Consider the following 14,488-nt stretch of genomic DNA (forward strand, 5'->3'; position numbering starts at 1 on the left):
GGTCAGTTGGTTTTAGACGCTGCTACTTTTACGGCTTCCCGTATCCTATGGTAAGTTCCACAGCGACAGATATTTCCACTCATTGTCGAAACGATTTCCTCGTCAGTTGGCTTTGGTTTCTCTTTCAACAATGCCGCAGCAGTCATAATCTGACCTGCCTGGCAATATCCGCATTGGGCAACGTCCACTTCATCCCACGCTTTCTGAACCGGATGATCGCCTTTTTCAGATAAACCCTCAATGGTTGTAACTTTTGCTTTTCCCACTGCTGAAACCGGAAGAACACAAGATTTTGCCGCCTTCCCATCCAAATGCACAGTACAGGCACCACATTGGGATATACCACATCCGTACTTGGTGCCTACCAGACCAAGATTGTCGCGTAAAACCCACAGAAGCGGAGTATCCTGCTCCACATCTGCGTTGTACGCGCGATTGTTAATTGAAAGTTTGAATAACGCCATGGTGAATAATTATGTCTGAGTATGTTGATAATAAGGCAATTAATATGGTATACTACCCATCACTTACCTATGCTTCTCCCCCGGGCCCGCCAAAGCTGATCGGAAAATTAAAGGTCGGTTCGCTATCTTGTGAACTTTGGATAGGCCCGTATTGATCCTCATATTTTTGAATGTTATCCATAAGCGCAGCTATTAACCGCTTGGCGTGTTCCGGGGTGATAATAATCCTTGCTTTAACTTTCGCACGGGGTACTCCTGGCATCAGCCTTATAAAGTCCAGGATAAATTCACTGTTGGAGTGGGCAATCATGGCTAAATTGGAGTAAACTCCTTCGGCCATTTCTTCTGATAATTCTACGTTGATTTGTTGTTCGTTTTCTTTATCCTCTTTCATGAGTTGACGTTTGAAAAGCTGTTTGCTGCGAGTAGGTTATAAAGTTTGGTTGGGTAAATTACTAAAAATAAACAGCATCGAAAAGCAAAGAGCCGGTCTGCTTGCGCAGAACCGGCTCTTCTATGGACAGATATTCTGTTACACTAACTCTTTTTTCTTACGTGATTGTTTATCACGGGATTCAGTTAATGCATCGTACTCTTCTTTCGATCCAACAATCAGGCTTTCGTATTGACGCATACCTGTACCGGCTGGGATAAGGTGACCAACGATCACATTCTCTTTCAAGCCTTTCAGTTCATCGCGTTTTCCACGAACCGCTGCTTCACTCAATACTTTGGTTGTTTCCTGGAACGAGGCCGCAGAAACAAAGCTTTCCGTACCTAATGAAGCTTGTGTGATCCCCATCAATGTTGGTTTCGCAACAGCTGCCTGAGCATCACGAGCGGTAACCAATTTAAGGTCACGACGTTTCAAGCTTGAATTTTCGTCACGCAAACGGCGCACAGAAACGATCATACCCGGCTTCAATGTTTCAGAGCTACCAGCGTCTTCAACCACTTTCAGATCAAGGATCTTATCGTTTTCTTCACGGAACACAACACGGTCAACCGGCTGCATTTCGAGGAAGTTGGTGTCACCTGCATCAAGGATCTCCACTTTCTGCATCATCTGACGAACGATACATTCAATGTGCTTATCATTGATTTTTACACCTTGCAAACGATATACCTCCTGAATTTCATTCACAAGATATTCCTGAACAGCAGTTGGCCCTTTGATTGACAAGATATCAGCCGGCGTAATCGCTCCGTCAGAAAGCGGATCACCCGCCCTTACGAAGTCACCATCCTGAACCAGAATGTGTTTCGAAAGTGCGACCATGTAACGACGCTGCGTACCATCTCTTGATTCGATATGAATTTCGCGGTTACCACGTTTTACGCCACCGTATGAAACAACACCATCGATTTCGGAAACTGTTGCTGGGTTTGAAGGGTTACGTGCTTCAAATAATTCCGTTACACGTGGCAGACCTCCCGTAATATCGCGGGTCTTACCAACCACACGAGGGATTTTTGCCAAAGGCTGACCAGCTTTTATCGCTATGCCATTCTTCACAACCAAACGTGCTCCAACAGGAAGGTTATAGCCTTTTTCAGTTTGATCTTTCAATAACGTGCTCTTACCTTTTACCACTAAAGCAGGGTTTTTGGTTTTATCACGTGTTTCAATAATCACAGACTCCTGGAAACCAGTTTGCTCATCAAATTCTTCACGATATGTAATTCCTTCTTCAATGGCATCGAAAGAGACGATACCTGTGAATTCAGAAAGAATTACTGCATGATATGGATCCCAGGTACAAAGCTCCTGTCCTTTAAGAACCTTGTCGCCTTCCTTTACCAAAAGGTGTGCACCATAAGGTACATTGTTCGAGATCAGCAATTGTCCAGTTTCAGGGTTTGTGATTTTCACTTCTCCGGAACGGCCCATTACTACGGTCACGTCGTCCCCTTCTGAGTTAACAGACTGAACCAGACGAAGATCTTCAAAACCAATTACACCATCGAATTTCGCCTTGATGTTTGCTTCAACAGAAATGTTGGAAGCTGTACCACCGACGTGGAATGTACGAAGTGTAAGCTGTGTACCAGGCTCACCGATTGACTGAGAGGCAATTACACCAACAGCTTCACCAATGTTAACCATATAAGCAGAAGCAAGTGAACGACCGTAGCATTTCGCACAAACACCATTACGGGTTTCGCAAGTCAATACTGAACGGATTTCAACTGTTTCAATGCTTGTTTCATCAATATAAGAAGCAATCTCCTCTGTAATTTCCTGACCGGAAGCCAGAATCATTTCATTGGATAAAGGATCAAATACATCGTGAACACTTACACGGCCAAGGATACGCTCTGAAAGTGGTTCAACGATATCTTCATTGTCTTTCAAAGCTGAGATTGCAATACCGCGAAGCGATCCGCAATCTGTTTCAATAACCACAACATCCTGCGCTACATCATGCAAACGACGGGTAAGGTAACCTGCATCCGCTGTTTTCAAAGCTGTATCTGCAAGACCTTTCCGTGCACCGTGGGTTGAGATAAAGTATTCAAGAACGTCCAAACCCTCTTTAAAGTTAGAAAGGATCGGGTTCTCAATAATTTCACCTGCACCACCAGCGATGTTTTTCTGAGGCTTGGCCATAAGACCCCTCATTCCACCCAACTGACGGATTTGCTCACGTGATCCACGCGCACCGGAATGCATCATCATATAGATGGAATTAAATCCACCCTGATCTGTTTCCAATTGCTTCATCAATGTTTCTGTGATCCGAGAGTTAACACGAGTCCAGATATCGATCACCTGATTGTAACGTTCGTTTTCAGTGATAAGCCCCATCAAGTAGTTGCTCCAAACGTTTTCAACGTCTGCTTTGGCTTGCTCGATCAGCTTCTCTTTTTCTTCCGGAACCATTACATCGTTCAATCCCATTGATAAGCCGCCTTTGAAGGCCATCTGGAAACCAAGTTCTTTGATTTCATCAAGGAATTGAGCAGTACGGGCAACACCCGCCATTTTAAATACCAAACCAATAATTTGCTGAAGTTTTTTCTTCGTCAACAATTCATTGATATATCCCACTTCCTCAGGAACTGCCTGATTGAAAAGGATACGCCCGGCCACTGTGTCAGTCAATTTGGTTTCAAATGTTCCGTCATCGTTACGAACTTTCAGACGGCATTTGATATTCGCGTGCTTCGAAAGTTTGCCTTCGTTGATTGCGATCACTACTTCATCAGGTCCGTAGAAGATTTTTCCTTCACCAATGATTGGATATTCAGGAGTACTTACACGTCCTTTTGTAACATAATACAGACCCAAAACCATGTCTTGCGATGGTACCGTAATTGGCGCACCGTTGGCAGGGTTAAGGATGTTATGAGAAGAAAGCATCAACATTGAAGCTTCCAAAACGGCTTCCTGACCCAATGGCACGTGAACGGCCATCTGGTCACCGTCAAAGTCAGCGTTAAATGCGGTACATACCAACGGGTGCAATTGGATCGCTTTTCCTTCAATCAGCTTGGGTTGGAACGCCTGAATACCTAGACGGTGAAGCGTTGGAGCACGGTTTAGCAGAACAGGATGTCCTTTCAAAACGTTTTCCAAAATATCCCAGATTACAGGATCCTTGCGGTCTACGATCTTCTTAGCTGACTTTACAGTTTTAACAATTCCACGTTCAATCAGTTTACGAATGATAAATGGCTTGAATAATTCAGCAGCCATATCTTTCGGCAAACCGCACTCATGCAATTTCAATTCAGGTCCAACGACAATTACCGAACGACCGGAATAATCGACACGCTTACCAAGCAAGTTTTGACGGAAACGTCCTTGCTTACCTTTCAGCATGTCAGAAAGTGATTTCAATGCACGGTTACCTTCCGAACGTACCGCATTCACTTTACGGCTGTTATCAAAAAGCGAATCAACCGCTTCCTGCAACATCCTCTTTTCGTTACGCAAGATTACCTCAGGCGCTTTAATCTCGATCAGACGTTTCAGACGGTTATTCCGAATGATTACGCGGCGATAAAGATCATTCAAATCGGAAGTTGCAAAACGACCACCGTCCAGAGGTACAAGCGGACGAAGTTCTGGTGGAATAACAGGTACCATTTTGATTACCATCCATTCTGGGCGGTTTTCGATACGTGTGTTTGCATCACGGAAAGCTTCAACTACTTTCAAACGTTTTAGCGCTTCCGCTTTACGTTGTTGTGAAGTGTCCGTTGCAGCCTGGTGACGAAGTTCGTATGAAAGCTCATCCAGTTTGATCCGGTTTAACAGCATTTCAAGCGCATCGGCACCCATTTTCGCGATAAACTTATTTGGATCAGCATCCGGAAGCATTTGGTTTTCGCGCGGTAACTTGTCGATGATATCCAAATATTCATCCTCAGTAAGGAAGTCAAGGTAGCTTACGCCATCTTCTTCCTTAACACCAGGCTGAACCACAGCATATCGCTCGTAATAAATGATCTGATCCAGTTTCTTGGTAGACAATCCTAGCAAATAACCAATTTTATTAGGCAAGCTGCGGAAGTACCAGATGTGTGCAACAGGAACCACCAATTCAATGTGCCCCATACGTTCACGACGCACCTTTTTCTCAGTAACTTCCACACCGCAACGGTCGCAGATGATACCTTTGTAACGGATACGTTTGTATTTTCCACAATGACATTCCCAGTCCTTTACAGGCCCGAAAATACGTTCGCAGAACAACCCACCCATTTCCGGCTTATAAGTCCGGTAGTTGATGGTTTCAGGCTGGGTTACTTCACCGAAGGAGCTCTCAAGGATAGACTCCGGTGATGCCAGACTGATCGTCATTCTGGAAAAATCACTATTAAGTTTTTTGTTCTTTTTGAAAGACATAATTAAAAAGTCGTTTGTCTGTTAGTCGAAACTCAATTTTTATTGCATTTCTAAGGAGAGCTATATTTCAAGCTCTCCTTACGACTATAAATTAATCCAGCGTAATCTCCAATGCTAATCCACGAAGCTCGTGAACAAGTACATTGAAGGACTCCGGAATATTTGGTTTCGGAAGGTTTTCACCTTTCACGATTGCTTCGTATGCTTTGGCACGGCCAACAACGTCATCAGATTTAACGGTAAGAATTTCCTGAAGAATGTGGGATGCACCGAATGCTTCTAGTGCCCACACTTCCATTTCTCCAAACCGCTGACCACCGAATTGCGCTTTACCACCCAATGGTTGCTGCGTGATCAATGAGTACGGTCCGATAGAACGGGCGTGCATCTTATCATCAACAAGGTGACCAAGCTTCATCATATACATCAGGCCAACTGTTACCGGCTGATCAAATTTGTCGCCACTCAATCCATTGTAAAGGTATGTTCGTCCCCAATCTGGTAAGCCTGCCTCTTTAAGCTCAGCAGCTACTTCGGCTTCAGTTGCACCATCAAAAATTGGCGTTGCATACCGGCGACCAAGTTTCAGACCAGCCCATGCAAGAATGGTTTCATAAATCTGACCAATGTTCATACGTGAAGGTACCCCAAGTGGGTTCAACACGATATCAACTGGTGTTCCGTCTTCGAGGAATGGCATATCTTCATCACGAACGATACGGGCAACAACCCCTTTGTTACCGTGACGACCCGCCATTTTATCTCCAACTTTCAGCTTACGTTTCTTCGCGATATATACTTTCGCGAGTTTTACAATACCAGCAGGAAGCTCATCACCAACTTCAAGCGCAAAACGATCGCGTTTGAAACGGCCCATGATTTCACTTCTGGCATTCAAATAATTTTTCAAAACCAAAGAAACCTGAACGTTTACATCTGCATCTTCGGTCCACGAATCCGTCAAAACGTCACCGATAAGATTGACTTCTTCGGGTACAGCATATTGGCTTTCGTCACGATACGGGTTATTAGCAGGGAATAAGTTTTCGGAGATATTTCTCACATTAAACTTCATTCCTTTGCTGATCAATTCATCGCCGAATTTATGCTTAACACCCTGTGTCGTTTTACTGTCTACAAGTTCAACCAGTTTTTCAATGATACGTCCGCGAAGCTGAGTAAGGTCACGGCCATATTTTTTCATCAACAAACGAAGCTCGTCCTTATGCTTGGCGCGCTCTTCTTTGGTTGGGCGCGAGAACAGTTTGGTATCAATAACCACACCTTTCATAGATGGCGGCGCTTTTTTAGAAGCATCCTTCACATCACCAGCTTTGTCACCAAAAATGGCACGTAACAGTTTTTCTTCGGGAGTTGGATCAGATTCTCCTTTTGGAGTAATCTTACCAATTAAAATATCTCCTTCTTTAACCTCCGTACCTATCTGAACGATGCCGTTTTCATCAAGATTCTTAACTGTTTCCTCGCTTACGTTTGGGATTTCAGCAGTAAGTTCTTCCTCGCCGCGTTTGGTATCCCTTACTTCCAATTCGAATTCTTCAATGTGAATTGAAGTGAAGATATCTTCACGAACCACTTTCTCAGATATTACGATCGCATCTTCGAAGTTATATCCCTGCCAAGGCATGAAAGCCACAAGTAGGTTACGTCCCAATGCAAGTTCTCCTCCCTCAGTACCATAACCCTGGCAAAGTGCTTCTCCTTTTTTCACCTTTTGGCCTTTAAGAACCATAGGTTGAAGATTTAAGCAAGTATCCTGGTTGGTACGACGGAATTTCACTAAGTCATAAGAAACGCTGTCTTCAATAAAACTGACCAGACGTTCATCTTCCGTTCTGTCATATTTGACAACAATTTTCTTGGCATCCACGAATTCGATGACACCATCACCTTCCGCCACAACCAATGCACGTGAATCCATAGCAACCCGTTTTTCTAGACCGGTTCCTACGATTGGAGCCTGAGGACGCAATAATGGAACACCCTGGCGCTGCATGTTAGATCCCATCAGGGCACGGTTCGCATCATCATGTTCCAGGAATGGAATAAGCGAAGCAGCAACAGACACGATCTGATTAGCTGCAACATCCATAAATGATGCCTGCGAAGGATCCACCATCGGAAAGTCACCTTCAAAACGGGTCTTAATTTTTTCTACCGTAAAATTTCCATCCTTATCTACCGAAGCGTTAGCCTGAGCGATGTATTTGGAATCCTCTTCCTCGGCAGTCATATATATAAGCTCATTGGTCAGCTTACCGGCTCCATCGATTACACGATAAGGTGTTTCGATAAAGCCCATTCCATTTACCTTGGCGAAAACGCAAAGTGATGAAATCAGACCAATGTTCGGTCCTTCCGGAGTTTCAATCGTACAAAGACGACCATAGTGCGTGTAGTGAACATCACGAACCTCGAAACCTGCTCGTTCACGGGAAAGACCACCAGGCCCAAGCGCAGACATACGACGTTTATGGGTAATCTCAGCCAATGGATTGGTTTGATCCATGAACTGCGAAAGCTGGTTAGTACCAAAGAATGAATTGATAACAGAAGATAAAGTACGCGCATTGATCAAATCAACAGGCTTGAAATCTTCATTATCACGAACATTCATCCTTTCCTTAATGGTACGTGCCATACGGGCAAGACCAACACCGAATTGAGCATAAAGTTGTTCGCCAACTGTACGAACCCGACGGTTTGACAAGTGATCGATATCATCGACTACCGCTTTTGCATTGATAAGACCGATCAAATATTTTACGATGGAAACAATATCCCCGGTAGTAAGTACACGAACGTCAAGACTAGTGTCTGATCCTAGTTTCTTGTTGATCCTATAACGGCCAACATCTCCCAAATCATAACGTTTGTCGCTAAAAAACAAGCTTTGAATTACATCACGAGCGGTTTGCTCATCAGGAGCCTCAGCGTTACGCAATTGGCGGTAAATTTGCTCAACTGCCTCTTTATCAGAGTTTGAGCTATCTTTTTGCAGCGTATTATAAATAATATTATAATCCGCAACATTCATATCTTCCTTATGAAGGATTACCGATTTCTGACCAGATTCTGTGATCACATCGATATCGTCAGCTGAAATCGTAGAATCACGCTCTAACAATACTTCATTGCGCTGAATGGAAACTACCTCGCCGGTGTCTTCATCAACGAAATCCTCTGTCCAGGTGCGAAGTACCCTTGCAGCCAAACGGCGTCCTACAGCTTTCTTAAGATTTGCAGGCGTAGCGCTGATTTCTTCTGACAATCCGAACAGGTCAAGAATGTCTTTATCAGAACCAAATCCGATTGCCCTCAAAAGTGTGGTGACCGGAAATTTCTTCTTACGGTCAATGTACGCGTACATAACGTTGTTCACATCCGTAGAAAATTCAATCCACGAACCTTTGAACGGAATGATCCGAGCGGAATATAATTTAGAACCGTTTGTATGCTTGCTCATCGAGAAGAATACGCCAGGAGAACGGTGAAGTTGAGAAACAATCACACGTTCTGCACCATTGATTACAAATGACCCTCTCTCGGTCATATAAGGAATGTTTCCTAAAAACACTTCCTGTTCAATGGTTTCAAATTCTTCGTGATCCGCATCATTACAAATCAACCGCAATTTAGCTTTAAGCGGAACTGCATAAGTCAGTCCGCGATCAATAGATTCATCGACAGAATACTTCGGTGGTTCAAGTAGATAATCAATGAACTCCAACACGAAATTGTCGCGGGAATCGGCAATTGGGAAGTTTTCAGCGAAAACTTTGTACAATCCTTCACCGGAACGATCTTCTACCGAAGTATCCAGACTGAAAAAATCCCGGAACGATTGTACCTGGATTCCTAGCAGATCGGGATAATCGATAATCTGATTAATCCTTGAGAAGTTTTTTCTAGGTGTTGCTTTAATTGTAGCCAAGGCTATGTTTGATTTTGGTTAGCAGAAAACCAGTACGTAATAATGAAAAACGTATGGCATTATAAATTATAAACCTAATCTAATGCCTCGTAGGAAATGAATAATGCCCCTTTTCTGTCTTTTCTACGAGTAAAGAAGTGTTTCGGGCAAATTATCCGGGAAGGAGAAATGGCAACCAGATCATTTTCAAACTGGCGCCTTTATTCCAAACGTCAAAAACTTACATTTCGTTTGGTGTAATACAAAACTGGAAAAGACCTGGCTATTGCCAGGCCTGAATCCATGAAATTATAGGTTGCTGTAATAAGCAAATTACTTCACTTCAACTTCTGCACCTGCATCTTCAAGTTGCTTTTTCAAAGCTTCTGCTTCGTCTTTTGCAACTCCTTCTTTAACAGGTTTTGGAGCACCGTCAACTAGTTCTTTTGCTTCTTTCAATCCAAGACCAGTAAGATCTTTAACCAATTTCACAACAGCCAGTTTGCTTGGGCCAGCTGCTTTAAGAATCACATCAAAAGCTGTTTTTTCTTCAACAACAGGAGCATCAGCACCGCCGCCAGCAGCAGGACCTGCTACCATAACTGCACCAGCAGCTGCAGGCTCAATACCATACTCGTCTTTAAGAATTGTAGCCAATTCGTTAACTTCTTTAACCGTTAGGTTAACAAGCTGTTCTGCGAAAGCTTTCAAATCTGCCATTTTTATTTAGATTTTTTGATTATACAATAAGATGATTTAAAAAGCTCCATTTCTTTTACCCGGAGAGCCTAGCCTGGCTATTTATTAATTTTCTTTTTCAGACAAAGTTTTAAGGATACCAGCTAATTTGTGTCCACCGCTTGAAAGCGCCGAGATCACATTTTTAGCAGGTGACTGCAACAATCCGATAATCTCTCCAATCATTTCTTGCTTGGATTTCAGAGCGATCAGAACGTCTAGTTGACTTTCGCCAACAAATACGGATGAATCAACAGATGCTCCTTTAAATTTGAGCTTGTCACTTCCACCTTTTTTCTTAAACTCTTTTATCAATTGTGCAGGAACTTTACCTGACTCCGGGTGAAACATGATTCCGGAAAATCCTTTGAGTACTTCGTCAAAAGATGAATAATCCGTATCTAATGCTTCCAGCGCTTTCCTAATCAAAGTATTCTTAACAACACGATACTCGATACCTTTTTCAAAGCACTGAGCTCTCAAGGTATTTACCTCCTTAACGGACATGCCGTTAGCACTGGTAATGTAGAAGTATGGCGTGTTCGAGAATTTTTGACTTAACTCGTCTATAATTACTGCTTTCTCTTCCCGTGTCATATTATAATCCTGGAATCGTGTTTTTATCAATAGAAACACCCGGGCTCATCGTACTTGACAAGTGAATGCTCTTTACGTAAGTACCTTTTGCCGAAGATGGCTTAAGGCGAACCAAGGTATTGATCACTTCCTGAGCATTCTGTGCAAGCTGGTCAATTCCAAAAGAAACTTTTCCAACACTTGTGTGTATAATTCCGGTCTTATCAACTTTGAAGTCGATCTTACCGGCTTTTACTTCTTTCACAGCTTTCGCTACATCCGGAGTTACCGTTCCCGATTTAGGGTTTGGCATAAGTCCGCGAGGACCTAAAACTTTACCTAAACGTCCCACTTTTGCCATTACACTTGGCATCGTGATAATTACGTCAATGTCTGTCCAGCCTTGTTCTATCTTTTGGATATACTCATCAAGACCAACATAATCTGCGCCTGCTTCTTTCGCTTCTGCCTCCTTATCGGGAGTACACAATACCAGTACACGAACTTCTTTTCCGGTTCCATGTGGTAAGGTTACCACGCCGCGAACCATTTGATCTGCCTTACGCGGATCAACGCCCAAACGGACATCGATATCCACGGAAGAATCAAACTTCGTGTAAGAAATCGTCTTAAGTACGTCCGCAGCCTGCTCAAGAGAATAAACTTGAGTTGCGTCGAATTTCGAAATAGCTTCTTTTTGCTTTTTGGTCAGTTTTCCCATGTTCTTTGTTTCTTTCAGCGTATAAATTATTTACGCTCAGTTGTTTTCTTCCCACGGGGCCTTGCCTGCTACGGTAATTCCCATACTACGAGCCGTTCCCGCAATCATCTTCATAGCAGAATCAATTGTAAAGCAGTTAAGGTCTGGCATTTTGGTTTCAGCGATCGTACGAACCTGATCCCATGATACCGAACCCACTTTCAAACGATTTGGCTGAGCCGAACCGAGCTTTATTTTTGATGCTTCCAGAAGCAGAATCGCGGCCGGGGGGGTCTTAATGACAAAGTCAAAAGACTTATCCTTATAGTAAGTAATAACTACCGGCAATACCACACCCATTTTATCCTGGGTACGGCCATTGAATTGCTTGCAAAACTCCATGATATTCAAACCCTTTGATCCCAATGCAGGACCAATTGGAGGTGAAGGGTTGGCTTGGCCACCTTTTACCTGTAGTTTGACGTATCCACCTATTTCTTTTGCCATTGTTTTGGAATTTGTCGGTTCATTGGTCAACTAGCGGCTTACATGCAAGTGGAAGCTTACCCTGCCCGCTAATTTTCAACTATCCTTTTCTACTTGTGCGTAACTGAGTTCCACGGGTGTATTACGCCCGAATATTTTTACAACTACATTGAGTTTTTTCTTTTCATCAAATACTTCTTCAACCAGACCAATAAATCCACTGAAAGGCCCATCGACCACTTTTACAGTTTCTCCTCTGATAAAAGACATGCTTGGAGCTTCTTCATGCTGCTCAGCTTCATCTACTTTACCAAGGATGCGGTTTATCTCTGCTTGCCTAAGCGGAACAGGAACTTTGGAATTTCCTTGGGCATTTCCAAGAAAACCGATTACACCAGGAATACTGGTAATAATGTGTAAAACCTCACCCTTGGACAGGTCGGCCGAAATGATTATATATCCTGGAAAAAAATTCTTTTCCCTAACACGTTTCTTCCCGTTACGCATCTCATAGATCTTCTCGGAAGGAATCAAAATCTGCGGAACAAATTCATTCAGCTTTTGACGTGTTATTTCATTTTCGATGTAGGACTTGATCTTTTTCTCTTGACCTGACACTGCTCTCAATACAAACCAATTTAGACTACTCATACCATCTGTGGGGTTAAATAGTCTTAGAAAGACTGATAAAATAATTTCAGTGCGTTCTCAAAAACAAAATCCATCACACCTACTACAAAGGCAAAAATGAGGGATCCTACAAGCACTAATGTTGTATTCGCCTGAAGTTCGTTGAAAGGAGGCCAAGTTACATGCTGGGTGATTTCCTCCCAGGAAGCTTTCAAAAAAGAAGTAAATTTTTCCATTTTTCTTTTTATTATGCACGGGTGGAGAGATTCGAACTCCCATCAACGGTTTTGGAGACCGCTATTCTACCCTTGAACTACACCCGTTTATCACACAACCGTTATTTCGGGCTGCAAAGATACAATTTAATTATAAAAAACAAGTGCATCCCGTGAAGAAATGCACTTGCGATTGTTCTCTGACTAATTAGTCAAGAATTTCAGTTACCTGACCAGCACCTACGGTACGTCCACCTTCACGAATCGCGAAACGAAGACCTTTTTCCATAGCAATCTTATTGATCAATTTCACTTCAATTGTAATGTTATCACCTGGCATAACCATTTCAACACCAGCAGGAAGTGTAATTTCACCAGTTACATCCGTGGTACGGAAATAAAACTGAGGACGATATTTGTTAAAAAATGGTGTGTGACGACCACCTTCTTCTTTCGAAAGAACATAAACCTCGCCTTTGAAAGCAGCATGAGGCTTAACTGAACCTGGCTTGCAGATTACCATCCCACGACGGATATCTTCTTTGTTAATACCGCGAAGCAATAAACCAACGTTGTCGCCAGCTTCTCCGCGATCAAGGATTTTACGGAACATCTCAACACCAGTAACTACTGATTTAAGGCCCTCAGCACCCATTCCGAGAATATCAACTTGCTCGCCTGAGTTAATGATACCACGTTCGATACGACCAGTTGCAACAGTACCGCGACCAGTGATCGAGAATACGTCTTCAACAGGCATAAGGAAGGGAAGTTCAGTCATACGTGGAGGAATTGGAATGTAGCTGTCAACAGCATCCATCAATTCCTCAATGGTTTTAACCCATTTGTCTTCGCCATTCAAACCACCCAAGGCAGAACCTTGAATTACAGGAATGTTGTCTCCATCATAATCGTAGAAGCTCAATAGCTCACGAATTTCCATTTCAACAAGCTCAAGTAGTTCAGGATCATCAACCATATCCACTTTATTCATGAATACAACTAGTTGAGGCACACCTACCTGGCGAGCTAAAAGAATGTGCTCACGTGTTTGAGGCATTGGACCATCAGTTGCAGCAACTACAATGATAGCTCCATCCATCTGAGCAGCTCCGGTAACCATGTTTTTCACATAATCCGCGTGACCTGGACAGTCAACGTGCGCGTAGTGACGATTTGCTGTCGAGTACTCTACGTGTGATGTATTAATTGTGATACCGCGTTCTTTCTCTTCAGGTGCATTATCAATTGATGAGAAATCGCGAAGTACTGCTAAACCCTTTTTAGCCAACACTGTTGTGATAGCCGCAGTAAGGGTAGTTTTACCGTGGTCAACGTGCCCGATAGTACCAATATTTACGTGGGGTTTCGAGCGGTCAAACGTCTCTTTTGCCATGACTTAAGTACGCTTAAAATTTAAAATGTTATTACGAAATTTATTAAACACTAATGATTGATCCTGTTTCGCTTACAACTCCAAGCCCTTCAAAACCAATTAACCAAATACAGAATCAAAATCTTCTTCGAGCCATTGGGGGGATTTGAACCGCACGGCGAACCGTCCCCGACCTCTTTCTTACCAAGAAAGTACTCTTTTTTTCGAGCCATTGGGGGGATTTGAACCCCCGACCTCTTCCTTACCAAGGAAGTGCTCTACCCCTGAGCTACAACGGCAGAAAATGCTGCCTACAACCAAAAAGCGATTAGCGAAAAAGTTTCAATTTTGAATGTTTTCGCTAATCGCTTCGATGGTGTATTCAATGAGCGGAAGACGAGGTTCGAACTCGCGACCTATAGCTTGGAAGGCTATCGCTCTACCAGCTGAGCTACTTCCGCGTATGTTTTTTGCCTTTCCTGACTGGTTTTACAAGAGCAATTCTGGCGCAAACT

At 43.1% G+C, this 14,488-nt stretch carries 11 protein-coding genes and 3 tRNA genes; all 14 read right to left on the minus strand.

Annotated features, from left to right (window positions below; genetic code table 11):
- Positions 1-2 precede the first annotated feature (2 nt).
- Positions 3-464, minus strand: a complete 462-nt coding sequence (locus FHS68_RS00865) for a (2Fe-2S)-binding protein (protein WP_167266272.1) — start codon at positions 462-464, stop codon at positions 3-5.
- Positions 465-531: 67 nt separating this feature from the next.
- Positions 532-858, minus strand: coding sequence for a DUF3467 domain-containing protein (locus FHS68_RS00870; protein ID WP_167266275.1), 327 nt, complete (start codon positions 856-858; stop codon positions 532-534).
- A gap of 138 nt (positions 859-996) precedes the next feature.
- Positions 997-5,319, minus strand: a complete 4,323-nt coding sequence (rpoC, locus tag FHS68_RS00875) for a DNA-directed RNA polymerase subunit beta' (protein ID WP_167266277.1) — start codon at positions 5,317-5,319, stop codon at positions 997-999.
- Between the two features lie 91 nt (positions 5,320-5,410).
- On the minus strand, positions 5,411-9,274 hold the full coding sequence (gene rpoB, locus FHS68_RS00880; protein WP_167266280.1) for a DNA-directed RNA polymerase subunit beta: 3,864 nt from the start codon (positions 9,272-9,274) through the stop codon (positions 5,411-5,413).
- A 312-nt stretch (positions 9,275-9,586) separates the two neighbouring features.
- The gene (rplL, locus tag FHS68_RS00885) at positions 9,587-9,973 is read right to left on the minus strand and encodes a 50S ribosomal protein L7/L12 (protein WP_167266283.1); all 387 of its coding nucleotides are present in this window, start codon (positions 9,971-9,973) and stop codon (positions 9,587-9,589) included.
- An 84-nt stretch (positions 9,974-10,057) separates the two neighbouring features.
- Positions 10,058-10,588, minus strand: a complete 531-nt coding sequence (gene rplJ / locus FHS68_RS00890; RefSeq protein ID WP_167266285.1) for a 50S ribosomal protein L10 — start codon at positions 10,586-10,588, stop codon at positions 10,058-10,060.
- A 1-nt stretch (position 10,589) separates the two neighbouring features.
- Positions 10,590-11,288 carry a 50S ribosomal protein L1 gene (rplA, locus tag FHS68_RS00895; RefSeq protein ID WP_167266288.1) on the minus strand — a complete coding sequence of 233 codons (699 nt, stop codon included), beginning with the start codon at positions 11,286-11,288 and terminating at the stop codon, positions 10,590-10,592.
- Positions 11,289-11,324: 36 nt separating this feature from the next.
- A complete protein-coding gene (rplK, locus tag FHS68_RS00900) occupies positions 11,325-11,774 on the minus strand; it encodes a 50S ribosomal protein L11 (protein ID WP_167266291.1) in 450 nt (149 codons plus the stop codon).
- Between the two features lie 75 nt (positions 11,775-11,849).
- Positions 11,850-12,404 (minus strand): transcription termination/antitermination protein NusG, encoded by a 555-nt coding sequence (gene nusG, locus FHS68_RS00905; RefSeq protein ID WP_167266293.1) that lies wholly within the window; start codon positions 12,402-12,404, stop codon positions 11,850-11,852.
- Positions 12,405-12,427: 23 nt separating this feature from the next.
- Positions 12,428-12,619: a preprotein translocase subunit SecE gene (gene secE / locus FHS68_RS00910; protein ID WP_031528323.1), complete on the minus strand. Its 192-nt coding sequence runs from the start codon at positions 12,617-12,619 to the stop codon at positions 12,428-12,430.
- 16 nt (positions 12,620-12,635) lie between these two features.
- A tRNA-Trp gene (locus FHS68_RS00915) sits at positions 12,636-12,706 on the minus strand.
- 100 nt (positions 12,707-12,806) lie between these two features.
- Positions 12,807-13,994: an elongation factor Tu gene (tuf, locus tag FHS68_RS00920; protein ID WP_167266296.1), complete on the minus strand. Its 1,188-nt coding sequence runs from the start codon at positions 13,992-13,994 to the stop codon at positions 12,807-12,809.
- 206 nt (positions 13,995-14,200) lie between these two features.
- A tRNA-Thr gene (locus FHS68_RS00925) sits at positions 14,201-14,272 on the minus strand.
- Positions 14,273-14,361: 89 nt separating this feature from the next.
- Positions 14,362-14,434: transfer RNA gene (locus tag FHS68_RS00930), tRNA-Gly, on the minus strand.
- Between the last annotated feature and the right edge of the window lie 54 nt (positions 14,435-14,488).

It is taken from the genome of Dyadobacter arcticus (assembly GCF_011762185.1).
Lineage (GTDB): Bacteria > Bacteroidota > Bacteroidia > Cytophagales > Spirosomataceae > Dyadobacter > Dyadobacter arcticus.